Genomic DNA, 23,808 nt, shown 5'->3' with positions numbered 1-23,808 from the left:
CCGTTGCCCTGGGGTAGAATCGCCGCTATCAAGATCTGCTACCGTTGGGAAGACAGTCGCACATTTCAGGTATGACCCTTCTCTGCATCAGCAATGGCCACGGCGAAGACATCATTGCGGTGCGAGTTTTGAAGGAATTACGGCGGTTGCCAAACGCCCCAACAATTTCCACCCTGCCCATTGTCGGCGAAGGGGGAGCCTACCAAAAAGCGGGCTTTCCCATTGTGGGGCCAACCCAAACTATGCCCTCCGGTGGCTTCATTTATATGGACACGCGCCAAGTATTTCGCGATGTTCAGGGTGGGTTGGTTGGGCTGACCCTGGCCCAACTCAAAACCCTACGGGCCTGGGGCAAAACCGGGGGCAAGGTGCTGGCGGTGGGCGACATCGTGCCCTTAGCCATGGCCTGGGCCAGCGGCGCAGACTATGCCTTCATCGGCACCGCCAAGTCAGAATACTACGTGCGTGACGAAGCGGGCCGTTTGCCGAACCGCCCTTGGCTGGAGGGCCGCAGTGGATCAATCTACCTGCCCTGGGAGCGCTGGCTGATGGGGCATCGCCGCTGCCGAGGGGTCTTTGTGCGCGATCAACTCACCGCCGATGCGCTGCAACGCTGTGGCATCAAGGCCAGCTACCCCGGTAATCCGATGATGGACGGCCTCGGTGCCGCTACGGATAAACTGGCCCGCCTCACCGCCGCCTTTCCCCCCGCCAAGGCCGTCCTCACGCTGGCCCTGATTCCCGGTTCCCGCGCCCCCGAAGCCTTTGACAACTGGCAGCGCCTCGTCATCGCCCTCGATAGCGTGGCCCAAGCTTTCCATACTCGGCAGATTCGTGCCCTGGGGGCCATCGCCCCATCCCTGAATGTCGCCGTTCTTAAAGATGCCCTGATTGATGCCCAATGGCAGCCGGAACCCGGAACCCTACTCACCTTCAGCCGCCATAACTGCCGCCTGGTCATCACCACCGATGCCTTTGCCGAATGCCTGCACCTGGCCGATGCCGCCCTCGCCACCGCAGGCACCGCCACCGAACAGGCCGTGGGCCTCGGTAAGCCCGTCTTCACCATTCCCGGCCCTGGGCCACAGTTCACCGCCGCCTTTGCCGAGGCCCAGTCTCGCCTGCTGGGGCCGTCCATTATGGTGGTGGAAAACCCCACAGACGTGGGTTCTGCCCTAGCCGACTGCCTGCAAGACGGGGATCGCCTTCAGCACATTGCCGACAATGGCCGCGCCCGCATGGGCCAAGCCGGGGCCGGACGCGCCATTGCTGCCGCCCTCATCCATGGCTTCAGCGAAAGCCATTCCACCTAGTCCAACAGACGGCAACCCGCATGGGGAGCGGGGGGAACACCGATCCTATTAGGAAGCCCTAGCTTTCTACAATGCAACCATAGTGAACTTTGTAGAAAAATAACTAGCCGGAGCAAAACCTATGCAACCTACCCAAGGTCAATTTACCGAAAAAGCCTGGGAGGCGATTGTACAATCCCAGGATCTGACCAAACAATCCCAGCACCAGCAGATTGAGAGTGAACATTTACTGCTAGCCCTGCTAAATCAAGATGGCCTCGCCTCCAGTATCTTTACCAAGCTAGGGGCCGATCTGTCGCGGCTGCGGGAACGTACCGAAGCCTTTATCAACAGCCAGCCCAAAGTGTCTGGAAGCGGCACCTCGGTGTATTTAGGGAAATCCCTAGACACCCTGCTGGATCGGGCCGATACTTACAAAAAAGACTACGGCGACGACTTTATTTCCATCGAGCACCTGGTGTTGGCCTACGCCCAAGATGCTCGTCTGGGCAAGGGCCTATTCCAAGACCTCGGCATTACTGAAGCCACTCTAAAACAAGCAATTCAATCTATTCGAGGCACCCAAAAAGTGACCGATCAAAACCCTGAAGGCAAGTACCAATCTCTCGAAAAATACGGGCGCGACCTCACCGAAGCCGCCAGCCAAGGCAAACTCGATCCGGTGATTGGCCGGGATGATGAAATTCGCCGCACCATTCAGATTCTCTCCCGCCGCACCAAAAATAACCCGGTGCTAATTGGGGAACCTGGCGTAGGTAAAACAGCGATTGCGGAAGGACTAGCCCAGCGGATTGTGAAGGGTGATGTACCAGAATCCCTGCAAAACCGCAAGCTGATTACCCTCGATATGGGATCGCTGATTGCCGGGGCCAAATATCGCGGCGAATTTGAAGAACGACTGAAAGCAGTACTTAAAGAAGTCACCGATTCCGCTGGAACAATTATTCTATTCATCGATGAAATCCATACCGTCGTTGGTGCGGGGGCAACCCAAGGGGCAATGGATGCGGGCAACCTGCTCAAGCCCATGCTGGCACGGGGCGAATTACGCTGTATCGGTGCCACTACTCTAGATGAGTACCGCAAATACATCGAAAAGGATGCCGCCCTAGAACGCCGCTTCCAGCAGGTGTATGTGGATCAGCCCAGCGTCGAGGACACGATTTCTATTCTGCGGGGGTTGAAGGATCGCTACGAAACTCACCACAACGTCAAGATTTCTGACAGTGCCCTGGTGGCGGCGGCAACCCTTTCAACTCGCTATATTTCCGACCGTTTTTTGCCGGATAAAGCCATCGATTTGGTCGATGAAGCTGCTGCCAAACTCAAGATGGAAGTGACCTCTAAGCCTGAAGAATTGGATGAGGTAGACCGTAAGATTCTGCAATTAGAAATGGAGCGGTTGTCTCTGCAAAAGGAAAGCGACAGTGCTTCCAAGGAACGGCTGGAACGCCTAGATCGAGAACTGGCCGACCTGAAGGAACAGCAAACCACCCTCAATGCCCTCTGGCAGTCGGAAAAGGACATGCTAGAAGAGCGTAAGGCGGTCAAGAGTAAAATCGATCAGGTCGAGGTGGAAATTCAGCAGGCGGAACGCGCCTACGACCTCAACAAAGCCGCTGAACTGAAGTATGGCAAATTAACGGAACTGCAACGCCAGCTTGAATCCGCCGAGGAAAAAATGGCGGAAATGCAGGAGTCTGGCCGCTCCCTCACCCGTGAAGAAGTCATTGAGGCCGACATTGCCGAGATTATTTCCAAGTGGACGGGGATTCCCGTGAGCAAGCTGGTGCAGTCGGAAATGCAAAAACTTTTGCTACTGGAGGATGAACTCCATCAGCGGGTGGTGGGCCAAGAGGAGGCCGTTACCGCTGTGGCCGACGCCATCCAGCGTTCGCGGGCGGGCTTGGCTGACCCGAACCGTCCCATCGCTAGCTTCATTTTCCTTGGCCCCACCGGGGTCGGCAAAACCGAGCTGGCCAAAGCCCTCGCTGCCTACCTGTTCGACACTGAAGAGGCGATGGTGCGTATCGACATGTCCGAGTACATGGAGAAGCACGCCGTTTCGCGGCTGATTGGGGCTCCTCCCGGCTACGTGGGCTACGACGAAGGGGGCCAACTCACCGAGGCCATCCGCCGCCGTCCCTTTGCGGTGATTCTGTTTGACGAAATCGAAAAAGCGCACCCCGACGTGTTCAACGTCATGCTGCAAATCCTCGATGATGGCCGTGTCACCGATGCCCAGGGCCGCACGGTGGACTTCAAAAACACCATCATCATCATGACCAGCAACATCGGTTCCCAGTACATCCTGGATCTGGCGGGTGAAGATGAGCAGTACGATGAAATGAAGGCCCGCGTGATGGAAGCCCTGCGCGGCAACTTCCGGCCCGAATTCCTCAACCGGGTGGATGAGATGATCATCTTCCACGGGCTGCGGAAGTCGCAACTGCGGGAGATCGTCAAGCTGCAAGTGGTGCGGCTAGAGCAGCGCTTGGCCGACCGCAAGATGGCCGTCAAACTCTCGGAAGCCGCCCTCGACTTCTTGGCCGAAGTGGGCTACGACCCCGTCTACGGTGCCCGTCCCCTAAAGCGGGCCATCCAGCGGGAGCTAGAAACCCAGATCGCCAAGTCTATCCTGCGGGGCGAATTTGGCGAAGGTGACACCATCTTCGTGGATGTGGAAAACGAACGGCTGTCCTTCAAGCGCCTGCCTATCGAACTCGTCACCGCCTAAATCGCAGCGAGATCCGCTGATCTCAGGCAATCGCAGATCCCAGGGTTCTATCAGGTGGTGTGAGGCTAGGCTCATGCCCTGAACCAAGGACGCTGGGGTCTTTCGTTTCTGGGCTTTGCACTGTGCTACCCTAGTAAAGCTGTAAAAATCGCACATCCGAAATTTCGGGTTCCCCAAGTTTGGGGGCAGATTCGGATGGTGGCTAAACCCGAAAGGAGAAAACCCAATGCCCGTGATTACGCTCCCTGAGCTACTAGAATCTGGCGTCCACTTTGGACACCAGACCCGCCGATGGAACCCGAAGATGGATCAGTACATCTTCACCTCCCGCAACGGCGTTCACATCATTGACCTGGTGCAAACCGCCCAACTCATCGAAGAAGCCTACGCCTTCACCCGTTCTGCCGCTGAAAAAGGCCAAAAATTCCTGTTCATCGGCACCAAGCGCCAAGCCGCTGGCATCGTTGCCCAAGAGGCGGCTCGTTGCGGTTCCCACTACGTGAACCAGCGCTGGCTGGGTGGGATGCTCACCAACTGGGCCACCATCAAATCCCGCGCCGACCGTTTGAAAGAACTGGAGCGCATGGAAGAAACCGGGGCCATTGAACTGCGTCCCAAAAAAGAAGCTGCCGTACTGCGGCGCGAGCTAGAAAAACTGCAAAAGTACCTGGGCGGCATCAAAACCATGCGCCGGGTGCCTGATGTGGCCATCATCGTAGACATCAAGCGGGAATACAACGCCGTTTCCGAGTGCCACAAGCTGGGGATTCCCATCATCTCCCTGCTAGACACCAACTGCGATCCCGACCTAGTGGATGTGCCCATCCCCGGTAACGACGACGCCATTCGTTCCATCAAGCTGATCCTCGGCAAACTGGCCGATGCCATCTACGAAGGCTCCCACGGTGGTCAGTCCGTCAGCGACTACGATGACGAAGACTACGACGGTGCTGAGGACGACGAATACGGCTACGATGCTCCCGCTGCCGACGACGATAACTAAATCCATCCATGCTCCACGGGCTGAGGCGTTCCTCGGTTGGAATAGGGCTCAGCTCGTGGGATACAGGGAAATTGCGAAGAACCATCCCCTGGGGTTTAAGCTGAATAAGGGCAACGCCCAGGGTTTTTACGTATAGTTGACGAGCGCGTTAGGACGTTAAAGTACCATGGCAGACATTTCTGCAAAGCTGGTTAAAGAGCTGCGCGACCAGACAGGCGCAGGCATGATGGACTGCAAAAAAGCCCTGAAGGAAAACGATGGCGACATCGAAAAATCCATTGAGTGGCTGCGACAAAAGGGTATCGCCTCCGCCTCCAAAAAAGAGGGCCGGGTAGCCGCTGAAGGCTTGGTCGAGAGCTACATCCACACCGGGAGCCGGGTGGGTGTACTGGTAGAAGTAAACTGCGAAACCGACTTCGTATCTCGCCGGGAAGAATTCAAAAGCCTGGCCCGCGACATCGCCATGCAGATCGCGGCCTGCCCCAACGTGGAATATGTGAAGGTCGATGAGATTCCGGCAGATACCATTGCCAAAGAAAAATCCATCGAAATGGGCCGCGATGACCTCGCGAACAAGCCCGAAGCCATGCGCGAGAAAATTGTGGAAGGCCGCATTCAAAAGCGCCTGAAGGAATTGGCCCTGATGGATCAGCCCTACATCAAAGACCAAAACATTTCGATTGAAGAGCTGATCAAGCAAACCATCGCTCAACTGGGTGAAAATATCCAGGTGCGCCGCTTTCAGCGCTTTGTGTTGGGCGAAGGCATTGAGAAGGAAGAGGTCGATTTCGCGGCTGAAGTGGCAGCTCAAGCTGGCCTGAAGAAGGAAGCACCCGCCCCCGTCGAAGAAAAGACTGAAGCAAAGTCAGAAGCCGCTGCTGGCACCGCCAAGAAAAAGAAGAAGAAGTAGCGCTAGAAGGTAGCCCACCCCACGCCTTGATCGCTAGATAGAGCAAAGAGTGGGGCATTTATCGGCAACTTAAATTAAGGAGCAACGGGTTCACCGTTGCTCTTTTTTGTCTGGTTGACTGACAAAAGATTCTGAACCAGGCGCGAAAACCGCGCCCCTACAGTATTGGAATCATGGAGGGGTCAAGTCTCCTGACCCTTTGACGAATCTGGGTTATGGCAAGTTTTGTCAGTCAACTAGCTTTTTTGTTGCTTTTTTACGACCTCGGCAGCTTAGGGGCTGATAGGCATAGGTCGGCCAGAGTGCAGGCGTTGCAGTTGGGATTGCGGGCCATGCACACCGCTCGTCCGTGGTAGACCAGTCGAATCGACCAGTTTTCCCAGTCGGGCTGGGGCAGCAGCTTCATCAAGTCGCGCTCGATGTGGATGGGGTCACTGTGTTTGGTCAGCCCTAGGCGATTGGTGATGCGTTTAACGTGGGTGTCCACCGTCACTCCGGCGTTGATGCCAAAGCCATGGGCCAAAACAACGTTGGCGGTTTTGCGGGCTACTCCAGGCAGGGTCAGCAGGTCTTCCATGGTGGCAGGAACTTCACCGTTGTACTCGGTAACAATCCGCTGGCAGGCGGCTCGAATATTCTTAGCCTTATTGCGATAAAAGCCCGTGGATTTAATCAGGGCTTCCAATTCGGCCAAATCGGCCTCGGCAAAGGCATAGACATCGGGATAGGCGGCAAATAGGGCGGGCGTCACCAGGTTGACCCGCGCATCCGTACACTGGGCCGAAAGGATTGTAGCCACCATCAGTTGTAGGGTGGTCTCAAAATCAAGGGAGCAGGGGGCTTCGGGGTAGAGATCCTTGAGCCGACTCAAAATCTCCAAGGCACGCTGCTTTTTGGGAGGACGGCGGGTAGTAGGCACGGATGGAGTGAACGATCTAGCTGGCTAACGCAACTTTACTGACGCAGGTTTTGGAAAATCTCAAGCTGGGTAGTGTCGCGCACAATCAGAAACACCCCTAGCCCCAGCAGCAGCACTAGCCCCGTCTGCATCACATTTTCTTGCAGACGATCGGATAGGGGCTTGCCGCGCAGAGCTTCTACCAGCAAAAACGCCAGTTGGCCACCATCCAAAGCGGGCAGCGGCAGGATGTTGATAATGGCCAGGTTAATGCTGATGATGGCCGTAAAGGGAAACAGCATGGCCAGATTGGATTCCGCCAGCCCCGCCCCTTGCTCCACAATTTTGACCGGGCCAGCCACTTGGTTGGCCATTTCGCCAAAGTTTGTCACCAGCATCATAAAGCCGCTGACCGTCCGCACCAGCATGTCTTGGAACTGCTTGGCCGCCAGGGTAATGACCTCAATCGGCCCGGTGGGGCGACGATAGCCAAAGTCGCCATTGGGCTGGAGCTGCACCCCAATCACCGCGTTGCCATCGGGGCCAGGGACGGGGGTGACGGTGAGATCCAGTTCCCGGCTACCCCGCTGCACGGTTAAATCGACCGGGCGGTTGGCGCTGTCTTTAATCAGTTGAATAAATTCTGGAATCGTGTTTTCGCCGCTGCCGAGGGGTTCACCGTTGGCGGACAGCAGAATATCCCCAGAACGGAGACCCGCTTGGGCGGCGGGCGAGGTTTCTGAAACCACCTGGGGCACCACAATGCCGGGTTGAGGATCAAAGGTTTCGGGAATGCCCACCGTGGTGAACTGAGCCACAAACACCAGATAAGCGAACACCAGGTTGGCAATCACCCCAGCACTAATCACAATGGCCCGGTCGAGGATGGGCCGATTGCGGAGCAGGTTAGGATCGTTCGGCGGAATTTCGCTGTCCGGGTCATCATCGGGAAAGCCTACAAACCCGCCCAGGGGAATCGCCCGCAGGGAATATTCTGTTTGGGCACCCTGAAATTTCCACAAAATTGGCCCAAAGCCGATGGCAAAACGATTGACGTGAATACCCTGGAGCCTTGCCGCCAAAAAGTGTCCTGCTTCGTGGACGGCTACCAACAGAGCAATGACGGCGATTGCAGCAAAAACGGACATAGGCTACCCGGCAGGTGACAACAGTTTCCCTATTCTAGCGTTCACCACGGCCCTGAATGGGAGGGCAAGATCGATTGCCGTGGCCATGGCGTGATTTTTATGATTCAGTTCTTAGGATTGGACATCTTGGGGCTGGGTAAGCCATGCTATGATAAAAAACCTGTGACTTTTGAAGCATTTTAGACTAGCGAGACTGAGGTAGCCCGATGAGCAAGCGCACCCTAGAAGGAACCAACCGCAAACAAAAGAGAACCTCCGGCTTCCGGGCTCGGATGCGCTCCCACACTGGCCAAAACGTGATCAAAGCCCGTCGGCGTAAGGGTCGGGCCAAATTAGCTGTCTAGGCTAACCCCTGTGTCTGCCTTGAGTAACCTGCCTCTACCGATACTTAGGGGCAGGTTTTGACGCGTCTTTATTGTCAATCTCTTCCCTACATTCCTACGTGCTTCCCAAACACCAGCGGCTCCGGCGTTCCCGCGATATTTCTAAGGTCTATCGCCTAGGTGATAAGGCGGTGTCGCGTCATCTGGTTGTCCGCGTCTGGAAGAGTGCGACGCTGGAGGATGCGGCCTTGCCCCTAGCTGCTGAGACTGGCCTAGAGGCGTCCGTGCAGAAATCGTCTAGGCGTGTGGGCATTGTGGTCAGCCAAAAGGTGAGTAAGCGGGCGGTAATCCGCAATCGCCTAAAGCGCCAGGTTCGCGCCATCATGGCCCAATTACTGCCGCAGTTACAGCCCCAGGTGTGGGTGGTCATCAACCTGCGACCGGGGGCAGAACAGTGCGAATATGGCGATTTTTTGCAAGAATTAAAACAGCTCTTTACCCAGTTAGAGGTTTTCTATGGGCATTCGTGAAGACGTGTTCTACGAGGGTGGCCCTCACATTGGCGATCTGATCATCAACGGCCTGCTTGCCTTTACCATCATCTGCATTCCTCTAACGGTGGGAGCCATCACCCGCGCCCTATGGCTGCGTTACCGCATTACCAACCGCCGCATTTCCGTCACCGGGGGCTGGAAGGGGCAGGATCGCACCGACATTATTTACTCCGAAATTCGCAAAATCGTCACCGTTCCCCGGGGCATTGGTCTCTGGGGCGACATGGTGATTACCCTCAAGGACGGTAGCCGCCTGGAACTGCGGGCCATGCCTCGCTTCCGTGAGATCTACGAGTACATCAACGAGAAGATCTCTCCCCAAGCCCAAGCCGTCAGCGGAGCCGTTGGTAGCAACTAGGCCATATTTTTTGCCTCGGTCTTACGGTACCCCGCACCGTTTAGATCGGGGCAGGGGCAAGTAAGTAGGGTAGATTAAGTAACTGAGCCCATTGACGTTGTATTCCCCTAGCGGGGTTAGGTGCCCATGGATTTTGGTATTGGATTTCTGTCGAACAACATCATGTTGCCGATCCTGGACTTTTTCTACGGGATTGTGCCCAGCTACGGCCTTGCGATTGTGGCCCTCACCTTGGTCATTCGCTTTGCCCTCTATCCCCTCAATGCTGGGTCAATTCGCAATATGCGCCGAATGCGGGTGGCTCAACCGCTGATGCAAAAGCGGGTGAAGGAAATCCAAGACCGTTATAAAGACGATCCGGCCAAGCTCCAAGAGGAGATGGGCAAGGTCTACAAAGAGTTTGGCAACCCCCTAGCGGGCTGCTTCCCGGTGCTGGTGCAGATGCCCGTCCTCTTTGCCCTGTTTGCCACCCTGCGGGGATCGCCGTTCTCTGATATCGCCTACGACGTCAACTTCCAGGTTTTCCCCCAGGAGAAAGTCGAGCAAATCCAGCCCCAAATCTTTAGCACTTCCCCCAAGGCCATCTACGTCTCCGATGGGTCTCACTTCCCTATTGCGGCGGTGGTTCCTGGTGGTAACAAGCTGGTGGTGGGCGAAAAAACCGATGTTCGCCTCCAAACCGCTGAAGGTCAGCCCATTGATGCCCTAATCGCCGAGTACCACCAAGACGCTTCTGAGGATGTTCAGCCCCGGTGGGAAATCACCAAGGGAGAAGGCATCATCGAAGTGGATCAGGACGGTCATGTGACGGCAGTTGCCCCCGGAGAAGCCTCCATCAAGGTCTACGTGCCCGGTCTCGCCTCCAACAAAGGCTTCCTCTTCATTGAAGCCCTGGGCCGCGTGGGTGTTACGGGCGACAACGGCGCTATCCATTGGGACATTCTGGCGATGATTCTGGCCTTCGGGGCTAGCCTCTATCTCAACCAAGTCCTATCTGGCCAAGGGGCTACCTCCGACAATCCTCAGCAGAATGCCGTCAACAAGTTTACCCCGGTCATTTTTTCAGGGATGTTCCTATTCTTTCCCTTGCCCGCTGGGGTGTTGATGTACATGGTAATTGCCAACATCTTCCAAACCCTGCAAACCTTCATTCTGTCCCGCGAGCCCCTGCCGGAAAATCTGCAAAAAATTGTGGACGCCGAGACCCGCAAGGCAGACATTGATGATCGGAAAACCCTGCCCTTTGAACCGGGGCGGGCCAAGAAGAAAAAGGCATAGGCACCATGGAGGACGCAGGACATAACGCTGGCATTGAGTGGCTCACCAACCTGTTGGCCCTCCAGGGTTTAGCAGCCACCGTGACGGCTGAACTAGTCGAAGACGAAGCTGGCCATAGCTGCTGGCTCACAATCTCTGAGGAAGGACTCACCCCCGAACAGGTGCAAACTCTGATTGGGGAAGGGGGATCGGTGCTCGATTCCCTTCAGTACCTGGCCAATACCACCCTCAACCTAGGTAAGGGCCATGACGAGCAGCAAGCCTTTACCCTAGAACTAGCTGGCTACCGGGCCAAACGCCTCGGTGAACTCAAAGCCATGGCCATGACAGCAGCTGAGCAGGTGCTTGCCAGTGGTCAAGAGTACGAGTTAAAAGGACTGTCCTCTGCGGAGCGCCGACAACTCCACCACTTTCTGAAAGCTCAGGACGGTCTCTCTACCTACAGTCGAGGGAAGGAGCCTGATCGGCGACTGGTGGTGTGTCTGGTCTCCGAGGTGCCGAACGAAGCTTAAGGTAGCGCCATGGATACGGATAGGGTATACATTCCCCAACTGCTGCAACAGCCCGAAAAGACCCTCACCCTGGAAATAGAGGATCATCTGCCTGACCTAGAGACCCTGACTCCCGTACGGGCCGAAATTCAGATTACCCACCAGTCCACCTTTCTCACAGTGAAGGGGTGGGCAGAAACCATTGTCACCCTCACCTGCCACCGCTGCCTAAAGCACTACAACCATCGGGTTGCCATTGCCCCGGAAGAACTGATTTGGCTCCAGGCCAATCCTGATCCCGCTACGCTGCCCCTAGAGCGTGAGGTGGCCATGGAGGACTTGACCGAGACGCTGCCTCCAACGGGCTACTTTGATCCAGCCACCTGGATCTACGAGCAGATTTGCTTGGCTCTACCCCAGCGCCAGTTGTGCGATTCAGATTGCCCCGGCATTGACGCCCCTGAAGATAACACGGCTGGCCAGAGCGCCGCTCCCCTCGATCAACGGTGGTCTATTCTGGCCCAACTTCAACGCCAGATACAGCCAGAATCATCCTCTGAAGAAGGAGTTTAGGGCTTGCGGTCTCCCCGTCCCTACTCAATCCCACTAACGGTCTATCGCTAGCCTAGATAGGCTCAGATCGATGGCCCTAGGCTTCTGAATCTCCCTGACAAGCAGCAGATCTGCTACAGCAAAACCATAAAGTATGTTCGTAGCTGGCCAGTGCTACCCAGTTCGATCCCGAGCTATGGGTAGATAGCCCGAGCTATGGGCAGATAGACAGATAAGTAGCAGCAGCATGGCTAAAGCATGAGGTTTGCTTAGGGAGCCTTTGGTGTTGACTGGCCTCTGTTCTCTTTATCCATAGGAAGTCTAGCCAAGTAGCATGGCTGTTAAACAGACTGCATATTACTCTGCATGCGGCCTAGGGATCGACAGGAACATCAGCCAAGCTTGTGATTTTGGCACTGATTGAGCGAGGTGCTTTCCATCTGATTGCACGAAAAAGCGCCCCCCTTACGAGGAGCGCTTTCTCTTCCCTAGTCAGCTATCGCTAGCTGACCCATGGACTCGTCAATCAAGACTAGCCGATGATTTCAGGAGCCTCAGCGGTAGCCAGGTCGAGGGGGAAGTTGTGAGCATTGCGCTCGTGCATCACTTCCATACCCAGGTTGGCCCGGTTGATCACGTCAGCCCAGGTGCCAATCACACGACCCTGAGAATCCAGGATGGACTGGTTGAAGTTGAACCCGTTCAGGTTGAACGCCATGGTGCTGATGCCCAGAGCGGTGAACCAGATGCCGATGACGGGCCATGCACCCAAGAAGAAGTGCAGAGAACGAGAGTTGTTGAAGCTGGCGTATTGGAAAATGAGACGACCGAAGTAGCCGTGGGCTGCAACGATGTTGTAGGTCTCTTCTTCTTGGCCAAACTTGTAGCCGTAGTTCTGGGACTCGGTCTCAGTGGTCTCACGCACCAGAGAAGAGGTCACCAGAGAGCCGTGCATGGCGGAGAACAGAGACCCACCGAACACAGCCGCTACGCCCATCATGTGGAAGGGGTGCATCAGAATGTTGTGCTCCGCTTGGAACACCAACATGAAGTTGAAGGTACCGGAAATACCCAGGGGCATACCATCCGAGAAGGAGCCTTGACCGATGGGGTAGATCAGGAACACGGCGGTGGCAGCGGCCACGGGGGCAGAGTAAGCCACGCAGATCCAGGGGCGCATACCGAGACGGTAGCTCAGTTCCCACTCACGACCCATGTAGCAGAAGACGCCGATGAGGAAGTGGAAAATTACCAGCTGGTAAGGGCCACCGTTGTACAGCCACTCATCCAGGGAAGCCGCTTCCCAGATGGGGTAGAAGTGCAGACCGATAGCGTTGGAGGAAGGAACAACAGCACCAGAGATGATGTTGTTGCCGTACATCAGGGAGCCAGCCACGGGCTCACGGATGCCGTCGATGTCCACGGGGGGAGCAGCAACGAAGGCGATTACGAAGCAAGCGGTAGCAGCCAGCAGAGTGGGGATCATCAGCACGCCGAACCAGCCAATGTACAGGCGGTTTTCGGTGCTGGTCACCCACTGACAGAACTGCTCCCACAGGGAGGCGCTCTCGCGCCGCTGTAGAGTCGTCGTCATGATGTATTAGTCCTTGGTATTTATTGTCAAGGTATGCAGGCACTCACCACAGTGTTGCGATGTGTAACTGCATGGCTCTACCTTAACGGAAACATAGAGTTTTGTAAACAAAATTTTCTGTAAAGTTTAAGTGTTGATGCCAACCCTGGTCATCGGATCGCTGAAATACCCCTATTTAGAGGAGTTGGGCTGAGGTTGTCTCAACTTTTGGGGCGGATAACCCAGCCCCCCACCTCTCATAAATTCCCAGAGAAAACCCATAGCCAGCGGCTATCTGCCCTGTTATGGATCTGGTTCATAGGACTGACCGATGCCGCCAACGGGGGATGCTGCCGATCCAAAAGCAGGCAGCGCTTACAGGCTTTCTAGGTAGCCTAGAAGATCGGCCATGGCCTGGGGATCAGGCTGAAACTGAGGCATGGGGGGGGTTTGGCCACTAATAACCTGTTTTATGAGGCTGACCTTGGTGCGGTGGTCAGAGACGCGGACTAGGGTTGGCCCCACTTCTCCAGTGGCTTCAAAGCCATGGCAGACAGCGCAGTTCATCTTGAAGATAGCTTCGCCTTGACTGATATTGCCCTCAAGACTCAAGACTTCATGAATATAGGGGTCTGCGGCCTGGATATAGCGCACCAGGCCCAGACCCAGGCCAATGGCCACAAACAGGGCGACTAGGATCAGGGCAGCTCGTCGTAACAGCGGGCCTAGGTCGTCAACTTGATCTTTCAGGGTTTCGGGTGCCAAGGTCACTGCGATGGATATTGCGCCTACATACATATAATGTTACGCACTTTAATGAAAACTTCTGACATTCCCTAGAGATTTTTAAGAATTCAAGGGGACAATTCTGACCCGCTACAATGGCTCTAGCCCTGCCCTGTAGAGGAGATAATCTGGTAATGACCGCTTCAAATCCGCAACCGCCAGACCCTAGAGTCTCAGATGCGGCGGCAGAAAGCCCTGGGCCAGACCGGGCCGAGGTAGCCCAGGCGTCCATAACCCAAGAACAGGCTGAAGCAATTTTGGCGGAGCTAAAAAGTATCAAGCAGCGGCTTCTGTGGGTGCTTGTGATCGCGGGCTTCTTCGCTACCCGCGCCCTCTTTTTTCACTACTAATGGATTATTTTCATCAGTCTCGGTCTCAGCCATTCCGCGTTCAGCAATTCGCTCGCCGAGAGCTGGGTCGGCTAAAAACCGCTGAGGAGACTGCACCTCACCACAAACATTTCTACACCAGCTCTGTGATGGAGTACATTGTCCCAAGGCCCAAGGCAGAGGCTTTTGAGGCTTGGTATGGGCGATTACGGCAGGCGGCTCAGTACCATAGTGGCTTTCTTAGAGCAGATTTAGGGACACCCCTCGACTGCGATGATGGCGTGATGAAGTACTATTCCATCATTCATTTTGCTAGTTCTAGTCAGCTCGATTTGTGGTTGACCTCTGAGGTGCGCCAGCGTTTTTTTAAGGAAGGAGAATCCCTCTTTCTAGCTTATCGCTTCAAGTCCTTTACCACTGGGTTGGAGGGCTGGTTTTCTATCCAGGGTGGCTCTAGCCGCAGCCTAGGCCCGCCTCGCTGGAAACAGATTTTGTCAGTGGTACTGGGGCTGTATCCTACGGTTATTCTGCAAGGCATGGCGTTCTCGGCCCTCGGTGTGATGCAGGGCTGGCCCTTGCCCACAGCCATGCTGGTGAATAACCTGATCACCTCTTCCCTGCTAACTTGGGTGGTCATGCCTCGCATCTCGCGATTCCTGAAGTTTTGGCTACGTCCGGCCTACAGCTTCCCCTCTCGTCGCGTGGATTGGGTCGGAGCCGGAATTGTATTGAGCCTCCTGATTTTCTACGTTGTTTTGTTTAATTGGCTACAGAAACTCGACCTGTAGGGATGGGCATACTAGCTTCTGGAACCAAGCTGGAGTCAATCAATGTATACAGCATACAACTCCATCAGAAATAGCTTGAAAGCCCCTCTGGCCAACGACCCACATTGTTCTGGAGGCTTGGATATTGACGGTCTAGTTCGCTGGTCGCACCGATGGGGCACAGCAGCAGTCCAAGCCCTGATGACTCTGATAGCCCTAGGGCGGGTTGCCATCGATCAATTCATGCCGATGTGGCAAGGATCGATGGCGCGACTGACCCAGGTCGCTGAGGCCGATCAGGTGCCCTATTCCAGCGTAGTGATTGAGTACACAGTGCCCCAGGAAAAAAGCTGGGCGTTTCGTGCATGGCACCGCAGCCTGGTTCATGCGGCGCAGGCGTTTCCAGGGTTTATCCGAGCTGACCGCCACCGTCCGCTTCCCTGTCAGGGAGGCGTGCTGAAGTGGTATTCGGTGGTGCACTTTGAGCAGCCCGATCACCTCAACCGTTGGCTGCTGTCGCCAGAACGGGACGCACTGCTGAAGGTGGGGCGAGGGTTATTCCAGTCCTACAAGTTCAAATCCTTTGAGACGGGTTTGGAGGGTTGGTTTTCCCACCATTCTGGTAACGAGCTGACGGGGCTTGGCCCTCCGGCGTGGAAGCAGATTCTTACGGTGGTGCTGGGCCTGTACCCGGTGATCATGATTCAGGACGCGGTGATTGACGCCTTCGACCTGATGAAATCCTGGGATCCGGCTAGCGCCATGCTGGTCAAAAACCTGATCACCACCTGCATTCTGACCTTGGTAGTCATGCCGATGGTGATGCGCATCCTAGATTTTTGGCTCCAACCCGCTCACCGTCGGGCCTCCATGGGCATTGACCTCGTGGGGGCCACCTTTACCATCGCGGCTATGGTGGCTATGGTATTTGTATTTAGCGAAATTCATTAGATATCGCTATGTCTTCCCGCCCGCTGCCCCGCGTTTTTTTGGTGTGCGATGGATGTCTCCTCGGCCTTGCAGCTATCGAATCGACAGGTTCAGGTTCAGGCCCTAGGGCGATTCCTGATACAGGTTAGCTACGGACTCCTAAACTTTTACATCCCGATTTTGTTTGTGAATCAGGTGGGGCTGTCGGCGACTGCCGTGGGGTTTGCCCTCAGCCTCTGTGCCATCACGGAAGTGGGTGGGCATTTTGTGGGGGCCACCCTGGCGGACTCGCCCCGGTTTGGGCGCAAGGTGGTGCTGTCTCTGGCGGCGGCAAGCGGGGCTGTCGTGGCCCTGATGTTGATGGTGGCCCAGTCTCTCTGGCTGTTAACCTTGGCCAGCATGATGCTGGGGATTAGCCTCGGTTGTTATTGGACGGCCTCCGGGGCAGCGGTGATGGACGCTACGACCTCTGAAGACCGCAGCCAAGCCTTTGCGGTAATGGGCGTGGCAGAATACATCGGCATTGGCTTGGGGGTGCTGGGGGGAAGCGCCTTGCTGACCTGGGTGGATGAATCGCCCACGCTGCTGTTTGGGGGCTGTGGGGCGATGTTTGCCCTGTTTGGCCTGCTGATTCAGGTTTTGATGACCAGCGACTACCCCAGTCGTTCCCCGCACGAACGATCTGGGCAGGGTATGGTTGCGGCCCTGAAGGACAGGGTGCTGCTGGTGTTCATGCTGGCCAACGTGTTTTTTACCACCTACGTTGCCCTGGTCAGCAGCACGATCCCGCTCTATTTCACGAACTTTGTGGCCGGAAGCGATCCCATCCCTGGGGTGTCTGTGGGCAGCACGGCGGGGTTGTTCACGGGGTGCTACATCGGGGTGGGGGCGGTGCTGCAAATTCCCACCACCAGCCTGCTGACCCCCCTGCGGCGAATTTTCGTGTTGATGGGAGCTATGGTGCTGTGGGCCTTTGGCTTTGCGCTATTGTGGGCGGCGGGCACCTTTGCGGAGGGCCAATTTATCTGGGCTATTGTGGCTCTATGTTTACTGTCCCTAGCATCCGTGGCCTACAAGCCCTTTTTTGTGGCCACCGTGTCTGACCTCGCCCCCCCTAATCTGCGGGCTACCTACGTGGCCGTGAGTTCTCAATGCTGGACGATTGGCTACTTCATCGGCCCGCTGCTGGGGGGGTGGGCCATGGATCAATCACCGCTCATCGCCCATCGCTTCTGGCTGGTGGTGGCCATGAGTGTATCGGTGTGCTTGGCGCTGCTGTGGGCCTTTGAAGTCTTGCATACGCGCACGGCCCTGCAACCCTCTGAAGGCGAGGGCACGGCCTAGGGAATCGGGTATCTTGACGGTTGGTAGGGCGTTGAGCCTAAGTGATGTTGATGATTGTCGTTAGGTGAACCATGAGTCCAGTGTTTGGCGGGGTTGATTCTCAGTTGGTGTTGCTGGTGGCGGCGGTGGCCGTGGTGGTGCTGGCCTTTCGGCTGATTTTCCAAGTGTTTAGGGTGGGGGCCGGGTCGATTTTGGGTCTCGTGGCGATTGTTTTGGGCTTGCAATACCTCTTTGGCATCGCCCCAAAACAGCTCTGGTTTGAGATTAGCCACCTGCCGCAGTTAGCCATGCGCTTTGTGCAAAGCTTGAGCTGATAACCACTGGCCCAGGGTGATCCGATTCTCTGGCGAGGCGGGTTTGCGTAAACTGGGCGGTGCCCTTGGCTGGGATTCGGCTAGTCGGTAGGAACGTCAGGATCGGACTGGCTCAGGTAGATCAGCACCAGCCCAACGCAGCCGATGAAGCGAAAGGCGGGCTGTTGCCCATTCCAATCGGGGGACTGCCACATGGCGTACCACTCTCCCCCCAGCACCATAAATCCCACAAACCAGAACAAAAAGGCCAAGGTCAGCCCATAGGTGGCCATGGCCTTAGCTTGGTTGAACCGTTGCCCTGACGCCTGGAGGGTTTGCAACAACCGCCCTGCCCCCACCAAGCAGAGGGTGGCAATGGTCGCCTCAGTGGCGATGATCAGGGCGTAGGCGGCGTGCTGGAGGGCTGGCGCACGAATCGCCCGCCAGGTGAGGGTGCTGTCGGCAAAGATCGTATCCATAGACAGCACATGGTAGACATACTGAAAATTGGTGTTGTAGTCCGTGAGGTTGTTCACCACAATGACCAAGGCCAGCAGCCCGATGGCCGCAACCAGCGCAATTTTGGATAACCGAACAGCCATAGCCTACCTCGGCGCATGGGGCACCCAAATCATCAGACTAACCCTGACTGGCCCTAGGGAATAGGCAAAATCAGGAGACAGGGTCGTTGTCGCCTAGGATTACCGATCTCGCTGGTAGTCCTCGATGGCGCGGAGTAAATCCGCCTGACTGGCGGCAGGGATGAGATCTGCTAAGGAAACGGTCTTTTTGCCGCCGCCCAGGGGTACGGAAATTTGGGCCAAGGTGTTGGCGAGGGCGACTTCGGTAAAACTGCCATCGTCAATGAGGGGATAGAGGGCTTCGGCGAGGGCGGTGTGCAGCTTGGCATCGCCCAGGTACAAATGCCACTTGGCCACATCAATGTAGGCCCGGTCGCCAATGGCGGCGGCAAATTCTTCAATGGCTCGACTGGTGCCAGCACTCATGGTTAGGCGTCTCCTGGGTCGGTAGATTCTACGGGGGACAGGGGAGCGGGGGAATAGTCGGCAATGGCGAAGATATAAACGCCGTTACCCACCAGCAGGGGCAACCACGCCAGGGTAAACCACTGCACCCAGCCAACCCAGGCCGGGTTGAGGGTGTGGAAGAACCACAGGCCAGAGTTAACGGCAATGAACGCGGCCACATGCACCGCAAAGTTGATGCGGTCTTCTAGGCGGCGATAGGCGGGATCTTCGCGGGTGGGTTTACGGGGCCAGCGGGGCGGCATAGTCACACAGTTGAAACGGACGCTTCTATTTTAAGGGGGCTTGTCCGTTTAGGGAGATGGGTTATTGCGGGGATGCGTTCGCGGGGTCGCCCCCATTGCCCCTGGGGAATGGATCCAGTCCCCACTGGCGCAGGTATTCGTAAACGGCCATGGCGGCGGCGGTTTGCACATTGAGGGAATCCACCAAACCGTACTGGGGGATCACCAGAGTTTGATCGCACTGGGCCAGCAACTCCGCCGGAATGCCCGTTAGTTCTCGCCCCAACAGCAGCACCGCTCGCTGGGGAAAGGTCGCAGTCATCAGGGATTGGGCCTGATTATCGCAGGCTAGGGCCAGACGGGTGTAGCCTCGCTCCCGCTGGGCCTCCAGCCAAGGGATCAGATGTGCTGGGGCGCAGGCTTGCAGGGGTTGCCAGTGGTGGGTTGTCACCGCCACCCGCCGAAATTGCCGCTCCTCGATAATTCCCACATCCGGTAGCACCAGGCTTTCGAGACGACAGGCTTCTGCGGTGCGGCAGAGGGCTCCCAAATTCATGGGATTTCCTACCAAACTGGCACACAACACCAGCGGATGCCGGGGTAACTGGGAATAGCGCTGCTGTCGAGGGTTCATCGCGAGGTTGGGCACAGCATGGGAGGACACGGCGTTGGGCATTTGATTAGGAGGGCGCGGCTATGAGGTCGGGCATTCAATTAGCTATCCGCCCGCAGGAAAAGTCCCATGAATCTGTATCACCTGACGCCCCTCCACCCATGTCCTCAGATTACTATGGGGCTGATTTCTGTGATGCCCCGAAGCCGTCCGAGTGGTTGCTCCATCCTGCTTCTATGGGTATTACGCAACCCATTAAGGATCGGCCTGCTATGTCCACCCTGCTTGTCAAAAACTGCCACACGCTGATTACCATGGACGGCCAGCGGCGGGAGCTTCGGGGCGGCGGGCTGTTCATTCGCGATCACGTCATCGAGCAGGTGGGGCCAACGGAAACCCTGCCCCAAACGGCGGATCGGATGATGGATCTGGAAAATCACCTGGTGCTGCCCGGATTGGTGAACACCCACCACCACTTTTTCCAAACCCTAACGCGGGTGGTGCCCGGTGCCCAAAATTCCGCCCTGTTCAACTGGCTCAGTTCCCTCTATCCCCTCTGGCAGCGGCTGACCCCGGAGGCAATTCGCCTCAGTGCCCAGGTGGCGGCGGCGGAGTTGATCTATTCCGGCTGCACCACCGCCAGCGACCATCTTTATCTATTCCCCAACGGTTGCCGCTTGGATGACGAAATCGAAGCGGTGCAGGAAATCGGCCTACGCTTCCACGCCAGCCGGGGCAGTATGAGCGTGGGCGAAAGCAAGGGGGGACTGCCGCCGGATTCCATTGTGGAGGAAGAGGCCGCCATCCTGAAGGACTCCCAGCGGTTGATTGAGCAATACCACGATAACCAGCGCTACGCCATGGTGCGCATCACCCTGGCCCCCTGCTCCCCCTTCAGCGTGTCCCCAGAGTTGATGAAGGAATCCGCCGCCCTGGCCCGATCCTACCCTGGGGTGCGGCTGCATACCCACCTAGCCGAAAACAACAGCGACGTGGAGTACAGCCTGCAAACCTTCGGCCTCACACCGGGGGACTATGCCGCCTCCGTGGGCTGGCTGGGGGAAGATGTGTGGCACGCCCACTGCGTCAAACTCGACGACCGCGCCATCCACAGCTTTGGCCAAACCGGGACGGGGGTGGCCCACTGCCCCTGTAGCAACATGCGGCTGGCCAGCGGCATGGCCCCCATTCGCAAAATGCTGAACCATAAGGTGCCCGTGGGGTTAGGGGTGGATGGGTCGGCCTCCAACGACGGTAGCCATCTGCTGGGGGAAGCCCGTCTCGCTTTCCTGATGGCACGGGTGCGGGAGGAAGACCCCTCGGCCCTCACCGCCCGCGAAGCCCTAGAACTGGCTACCCTGGGCGGCGCACGGGTGCTGGGGCGCGACGACATTGGAGCTTTGGCCCCCGGCATGGCCGCCGACTTTGTGGCCGTCAACCTAGATCGCCTCACCCTCTCCGGCAGCGCCTACGACCCTGTGGCCGCCCTAATTTTCTGCCCCATCGACCGGGTAGACTACAGCGTCATCCACGGCAAAACCGTCCTTAGCCCCGATGGTCTGCTAACCCTAGATGGAACGGCTCTGCTGCGTCGTCACCAAGCCCTCGCCCAGCAGTTGGCGGATTAGCCCTAGAGCACAGCTTCATAATCCCGGCGGCTTACCTCCGAATTTAAAAACCAATCCCGCTCGGACTGAGCTTGTCGAAGTCTGAATTGATATGGGGGGTTATGCAGATGGCGGATCCCTTAGGAGGTTGTTTGCCTTACCGTTAGGATCAGCGGCCTGCCGGGGTAAGCCTGTCCGTTGCGGCTGTGCGCTCCAATCGTTGTATCGTTTTATTGCCAAGTGCGGTTGGCTACTCCGCTAACGTTTATTTTCAACAACAATTTTCCCGTTCTCTGTCCTTGTCCCTTAGGCTAAAGGAAAATGGATCGTGGATCGAGGCAAGGGGTAGCCATGGCATCAAGCCCAGGGTGCCAGGAGTTCTGTGCCTTAATCAGGTTCATGGGTGAACTGGGTACTGCACCATGCCGCTAACGGTTTTGCTAGCCGAAGATGATGAGGGCACCCGCCTATCGATTTGTGACTACCTAGAGCTAGAGGGCTACTCGGTGGTGCTGGCGAGTGACGGTGAAATGGCGCTGCAACAGGTGTTTGATTACCAGCCCCAGCTCATCATCACCGATATTGGAATGCCCTACCTAGACGGCTATACGCTGATTCAAAAGGTGCGCCAACATCCGGCCTTTCGGCTGCTGCCCGTGGTGTTTCTCACTGCCCACAACCAAATGCAGGATCGGATTCGAGGCTATCAGGTGGGCTGCGATGCCTATCTGCCCAAGCCCTTTGATTTACAGGAAATTGGGGCGATTGTACGGAATTTACTGGAGCGCTCCCAGTTGATTCAGTCAGCCTGGATTCAGCAGGTAGCCCTGCAAACCGCCCAGCAGCGGGCCATGGAAGCCGAAGCCCACGCCTTGAAGACCGAGGCAGAGGCCAGATCGGCGGCATCGAGCGCCTCAACGGTCTGTATTCCTCCGCCCGACCTAGGCCCCGACCTCACCCCCCGCGAACAGGATGTGCTGATTCTGCTCTCCGATGGACTGTCTAATGCCCAAATTGGGGATCGGCTTTTCCTCAGTCCACGCACCGTAGAAAAATACGTCAGCAGCCTGCTTCGCAAAACCGACACCAGCAATCGTTCAGAATTGCTACGCTTCGCCATCAGCCATCACCTGGTCAGTTAGGGTAGGGTTGTTCAGTCTCGTCACCCATTTTCTCGGCCCGAACCCAAGCTGAATGGCGTCTTTCCCATCGCGACTGGGCCTTGAAATGGAGCTTGGATGGAACAGGGCTTTAGCCCCACCGCTCAACACCTGGGAGGTGCTTCACCATGACCAACACCATTGCGACCCAACTCAATACCGGAACGGTAGTTTCGGTGCGGGGCAGTGTGGTGGATGTGCGGTTTCCCCAGCGGTTGCCCGGTTTTTTGCACCAGCTCAATGCCGGGGAGGAGGGCCAAGTCATCATCGAAGTGGTGGCCCACTTGAATGCGGAGGTGGTGCGGGGCATTGCGTTAACGCCCACATCGGGCCTGGGCCGGGGGGCGACGGTGGTGGATCAGGGCCATCCCTTGCAGGTGCCCGTGGGCAAAAGCCTGTTGGGGCGGATGTTCAACGTATTTGGTGCGCCTGTGGATCAGCAGGAGCCGCCGCAGGATGTGACTTGGCGATCCATTCACCAAAGTGCGGTGCCCTTGGTGCGGCAGTCCACCGAGTCGGAAATTTTGGAGACGGGCATCAAGGTGATTGACGTGCTGGCCCCCATCGAGCGGGGTGGCAAGGCGGGCCTGTTTGGTGGGGCCGGGGTGGGCAAAACGGTGCTGATTACCGAGATGATCCACAACATGGTGAGCCAGCACCAGGGCATTAGCCTGTTTTGCGGCATTGGTGAACGCAATCGAGAGGCCGAGGAACTCTACCGCGAAATGCAGGCGGCGGGGGTGCTCGACCACACGGTAATGCTGTTTGGCCAAATGAACGAACCGCCCGGTGCCCGGTTTCGGGTGGGCCATGCGGCGCTGACCATGGCGGAATATTTCCGGGATGAGGCGCGGCAGGATGTGCTGCTGCTGATTGACAATATTTTTCGTTTCATCCAGGCGGGGCAGGAGGTATCGGGCTTGATGGGGGAACTGCCCTCGCGGGTGGGCTATCAGCCGACCCTAGCCACGGAACTCGCCGCCCTGCAAGAGCGCATTTCTAGCACCACCACCGGAGCGATCACCTCCGTCCAAGCCGTCTACGTGCCCGCCGATGACTTCACGGATCCCGCCGCTGTCCACACCTTTAGCCACCTGTCCGCCTCCATTGTGCTGTCGCGCAAACGGGCCAGCGAGGGCTTTTACCCAGCGGTGGATCCCCTGCGGTCTAGCTCCAAAATGCTGATGCCCACCATCGCCGGACAGCGCCACTACGAGATCGCCCTGGCCGTGCGCCAAACCCTGGCCACCTACGAAGAACTCAAGGACATGATCGCCATGCTGGGGATGGCGGAACTGTCGGCGGCGGATCGGCAAATTGTCTACCGCGCCCGACGGCTAGAGCGCTTTCTTACCCAGCCCTTTTTCTCCACCGAGCAATTTACCAGCAAACCCGGCCGTATGGTGCGCCTAGAATCAGCCCTGAACGGCTGCGAACAAATCCTCAACGACGCCTTTGCCGATGCCCCCGAAAGCGCTGTCTATATGATCGGCGACATCACGGAGGCTAAGGCATGACTTGCTCTAACCTAACGATCTTGGATTCGACGGATTCATATCCAACCCCGGTGG

25 protein-coding genes and 1 pseudogene are annotated in these 23,808 nt (G+C 56.8%); 18 read left to right on the top strand and 8 right to left on the bottom strand.

Annotated features, from left to right (window positions below; all coding sequences use genetic code 11):
- The first annotated feature begins 71 nt into the window (after window positions 1-71).
- The 4 genes and pseudogenes from GFS31_RS01760 to tsf form a co-directional block, all read left to right on the top strand.
- Window positions 72-1,313, top strand: a complete 1,242-nt coding sequence (locus GFS31_RS01760; protein WP_198806599.1) for a lipid-A-disaccharide synthase-related protein — start codon at window positions 72-74, stop codon at window positions 1,311-1,313.
- 121 nt (window positions 1,314-1,434) lie between these two features.
- On the top strand, window positions 1,435-4,050 hold the full coding sequence (clpB, locus tag GFS31_RS01755) for an ATP-dependent chaperone ClpB (RefSeq protein ID WP_198806598.1): 2,616 nt from the start codon (window positions 1,435-1,437) through the stop codon (window positions 4,048-4,050).
- Between the two features lie 226 nt (window positions 4,051-4,276).
- Window positions 4,277-5,053: a 30S ribosomal protein S2 gene (gene rpsB, locus GFS31_RS01750; protein WP_198806597.1), complete on the top strand. Its 777-nt coding sequence runs from the start codon at window positions 4,277-4,279 to the stop codon at window positions 5,051-5,053.
- 166 nt (window positions 5,054-5,219) lie between these two features.
- A pseudogene (tsf, locus tag GFS31_RS01745) lies at window positions 5,220-5,870 on the top strand (translation elongation factor Ts); the annotation flags it as partial.
- 349 nt (window positions 5,871-6,219) lie between these two features.
- Here the strand turns inward: tsf and nth are convergent.
- The gene (gene nth / locus GFS31_RS01740) at window positions 6,220-6,882 is read right to left on the bottom strand and encodes an endonuclease III (RefSeq protein WP_198806595.1); all 663 of its coding nucleotides are present in this window, start codon (window positions 6,880-6,882) and stop codon (window positions 6,220-6,222) included.
- A gap of 35 nt (window positions 6,883-6,917) precedes the next feature.
- Complete coding sequence (gene rseP, locus GFS31_RS01735; RefSeq protein WP_198806594.1) at window positions 6,918-8,009, bottom strand: RIP metalloprotease RseP; 1,092 nt, start codon at window positions 8,007-8,009, stop codon at window positions 6,918-6,920.
- A gap of 206 nt (window positions 8,010-8,215) precedes the next feature.
- Between rseP and rpmH the strand changes: the two genes are divergently transcribed.
- The 6 genes from rpmH (at window position 8,216) to GFS31_RS01705 (ending at window position 11,586) form a co-directional block, all read left to right on the top strand.
- Window positions 8,216-8,353: a 50S ribosomal protein L34 gene (gene rpmH / locus GFS31_RS01730; RefSeq protein ID WP_072015962.1), complete on the top strand. Its 138-nt coding sequence runs from the start codon at window positions 8,216-8,218 to the stop codon at window positions 8,351-8,353.
- A gap of 98 nt (window positions 8,354-8,451) precedes the next feature.
- Entirely contained in the window at window positions 8,452-8,862 is a 411-nt protein-coding gene (gene rnpA, locus GFS31_RS01725) for a ribonuclease P protein component (RefSeq protein WP_198806593.1), read from the top strand.
- Entirely contained in the window at window positions 8,849-9,244 is a 396-nt protein-coding gene (locus GFS31_RS01720; RefSeq protein WP_198806592.1) for a PH domain-containing protein, read from the top strand. Before rnpA ends, GFS31_RS01720 begins: the two co-directional genes overlap by 14 nt.
- Before the next feature lie 126 nt (window positions 9,245-9,370).
- The gene (gene yidC / locus GFS31_RS01715) at window positions 9,371-10,522 is read left to right on the top strand and encodes a membrane protein insertase YidC (RefSeq protein WP_198806591.1); all 1,152 of its coding nucleotides are present in this window, start codon (window positions 9,371-9,373) and stop codon (window positions 10,520-10,522) included.
- Window positions 10,523-10,527: 5 nt separating this feature from the next.
- Window positions 10,528-11,034, top strand: coding sequence for a protein jag (locus GFS31_RS01710; RefSeq protein WP_198806590.1), 507 nt, complete (start codon window positions 10,528-10,530; stop codon window positions 11,032-11,034).
- A 9-nt stretch (window positions 11,035-11,043) separates the two neighbouring features.
- Entirely contained in the window at window positions 11,044-11,586 is a 543-nt protein-coding gene (locus GFS31_RS01705) for a YceD family protein (protein WP_198806589.1), read from the top strand.
- A 511-nt stretch (window positions 11,587-12,097) separates the two neighbouring features.
- On the opposite strand, the gene psbA is transcribed toward GFS31_RS01705, so the two are convergent.
- The gene (psbA, locus tag GFS31_RS01700; RefSeq protein ID WP_198806588.1) at window positions 12,098-13,159 is read right to left on the bottom strand and encodes a photosystem II q(b) protein; all 1,062 of its coding nucleotides are present in this window, start codon (window positions 13,157-13,159) and stop codon (window positions 12,098-12,100) included.
- A 354-nt stretch (window positions 13,160-13,513) separates the two neighbouring features.
- Complete coding sequence (locus GFS31_RS01695; protein WP_263974879.1) at window positions 13,514-13,909, bottom strand: c-type cytochrome; 396 nt, start codon at window positions 13,907-13,909, stop codon at window positions 13,514-13,516.
- Between the two features lie 149 nt (window positions 13,910-14,058).
- Between GFS31_RS01695 and GFS31_RS01690 the strand changes: the two genes are divergently transcribed.
- The 5 genes from GFS31_RS01690 (at window position 14,059) to GFS31_RS01670 (ending at window position 17,608) form a co-directional block, all read left to right on the top strand.
- Window positions 14,059-14,274 carry a hypothetical protein gene (locus tag GFS31_RS01690; RefSeq protein ID WP_198806586.1) on the top strand — a complete coding sequence of 72 codons (216 nt, stop codon included), beginning with the start codon at window positions 14,059-14,061 and terminating at the stop codon, window positions 14,272-14,274.
- Window positions 14,274-15,041, top strand: a complete 768-nt coding sequence (locus tag GFS31_RS01685) for a hypothetical protein (protein ID WP_225907531.1) — start codon at window positions 14,274-14,276, stop codon at window positions 15,039-15,041. The genes GFS31_RS01690 and GFS31_RS01685 overlap by 1 nt, the downstream gene beginning before the upstream one ends.
- A gap of 180 nt (window positions 15,042-15,221) precedes the next feature.
- Window positions 15,222-15,971 carry an antibiotic biosynthesis monooxygenase gene (locus tag GFS31_RS01680; RefSeq protein ID WP_198806585.1) on the top strand — a complete coding sequence of 250 codons (750 nt, stop codon included), beginning with the start codon at window positions 15,222-15,224 and terminating at the stop codon, window positions 15,969-15,971.
- Window positions 15,972-16,019: 48 nt separating this feature from the next.
- Window positions 16,020-17,294: an MFS transporter gene (locus GFS31_RS01675; protein WP_198806584.1), complete on the top strand. Its 1,275-nt coding sequence runs from the start codon at window positions 16,020-16,022 to the stop codon at window positions 17,292-17,294.
- A 71-nt stretch (window positions 17,295-17,365) separates the two neighbouring features.
- The gene (locus GFS31_RS01670) at window positions 17,366-17,608 is read left to right on the top strand and encodes a hypothetical protein (protein ID WP_198806583.1); all 243 of its coding nucleotides are present in this window, start codon (window positions 17,366-17,368) and stop codon (window positions 17,606-17,608) included.
- 80 nt (window positions 17,609-17,688) lie between these two features.
- Here the strand turns inward: GFS31_RS01670 and GFS31_RS01665 are convergent, their stop codons facing one another.
- The 4 genes from GFS31_RS01665 to GFS31_RS01650 form a co-directional block, all read right to left on the bottom strand.
- Window positions 17,689-18,189 carry a DUF2165 family protein gene (locus GFS31_RS01665; RefSeq protein WP_198806582.1) on the bottom strand — a complete coding sequence of 167 codons (501 nt, stop codon included), beginning with the start codon at window positions 18,187-18,189 and terminating at the stop codon, window positions 17,689-17,691.
- 99 nt (window positions 18,190-18,288) lie between these two features.
- Window positions 18,289-18,594, bottom strand: coding sequence for a DUF3181 family protein (locus GFS31_RS01660; protein WP_198806581.1), 306 nt, complete (start codon window positions 18,592-18,594; stop codon window positions 18,289-18,291).
- A 2-nt stretch (window positions 18,595-18,596) separates the two neighbouring features.
- On the bottom strand, window positions 18,597-18,878 hold the full coding sequence (locus GFS31_RS01655; protein ID WP_198806580.1) for a 2TM domain-containing protein: 282 nt from the start codon (window positions 18,876-18,878) through the stop codon (window positions 18,597-18,599).
- A gap of 61 nt (window positions 18,879-18,939) precedes the next feature.
- Window positions 18,940-19,521: a TrmH family RNA methyltransferase gene (locus GFS31_RS01650; RefSeq protein ID WP_225907530.1), complete on the bottom strand. Its 582-nt coding sequence runs from the start codon at window positions 19,519-19,521 to the stop codon at window positions 18,940-18,942.
- Window positions 19,522-19,742: 221 nt separating this feature from the next.
- Between GFS31_RS01650 and GFS31_RS01645 the strand changes: the two genes are divergently transcribed.
- The 3 genes from GFS31_RS01645 (at window position 19,743) to atpD (ending at window position 23,754) form a co-directional block, all read left to right on the top strand.
- On the top strand, window positions 19,743-21,098 hold the full coding sequence (locus tag GFS31_RS01645) for an 8-oxoguanine deaminase (RefSeq protein WP_198806579.1): 1,356 nt from the start codon (window positions 19,743-19,745) through the stop codon (window positions 21,096-21,098).
- Between the two features lie 401 nt (window positions 21,099-21,499).
- Window positions 21,500-22,219: a response regulator transcription factor gene (locus tag GFS31_RS01640; protein ID WP_198806578.1), complete on the top strand. Its 720-nt coding sequence runs from the start codon at window positions 21,500-21,502 to the stop codon at window positions 22,217-22,219.
- 146 nt (window positions 22,220-22,365) lie between these two features.
- Entirely contained in the window at window positions 22,366-23,754 is a 1,389-nt protein-coding gene (atpD, locus tag GFS31_RS01635) for a F0F1 ATP synthase subunit beta (protein WP_198806577.1), read from the top strand.
- Window positions 23,755-23,808: the final 54 nt, after the last annotated feature.

The organism is Leptolyngbya sp. BL0902 (genome assembly GCF_016403105.1).
In the GTDB taxonomy this organism is placed as follows: domain Bacteria; phylum Cyanobacteriota; class Cyanobacteriia; order Phormidesmidales; family Phormidesmidaceae; genus Nodosilinea.
Note: the sequence above shows the minus strand (reverse complement) of the source record. Positions and strands in the feature narration are given on the sequence as shown.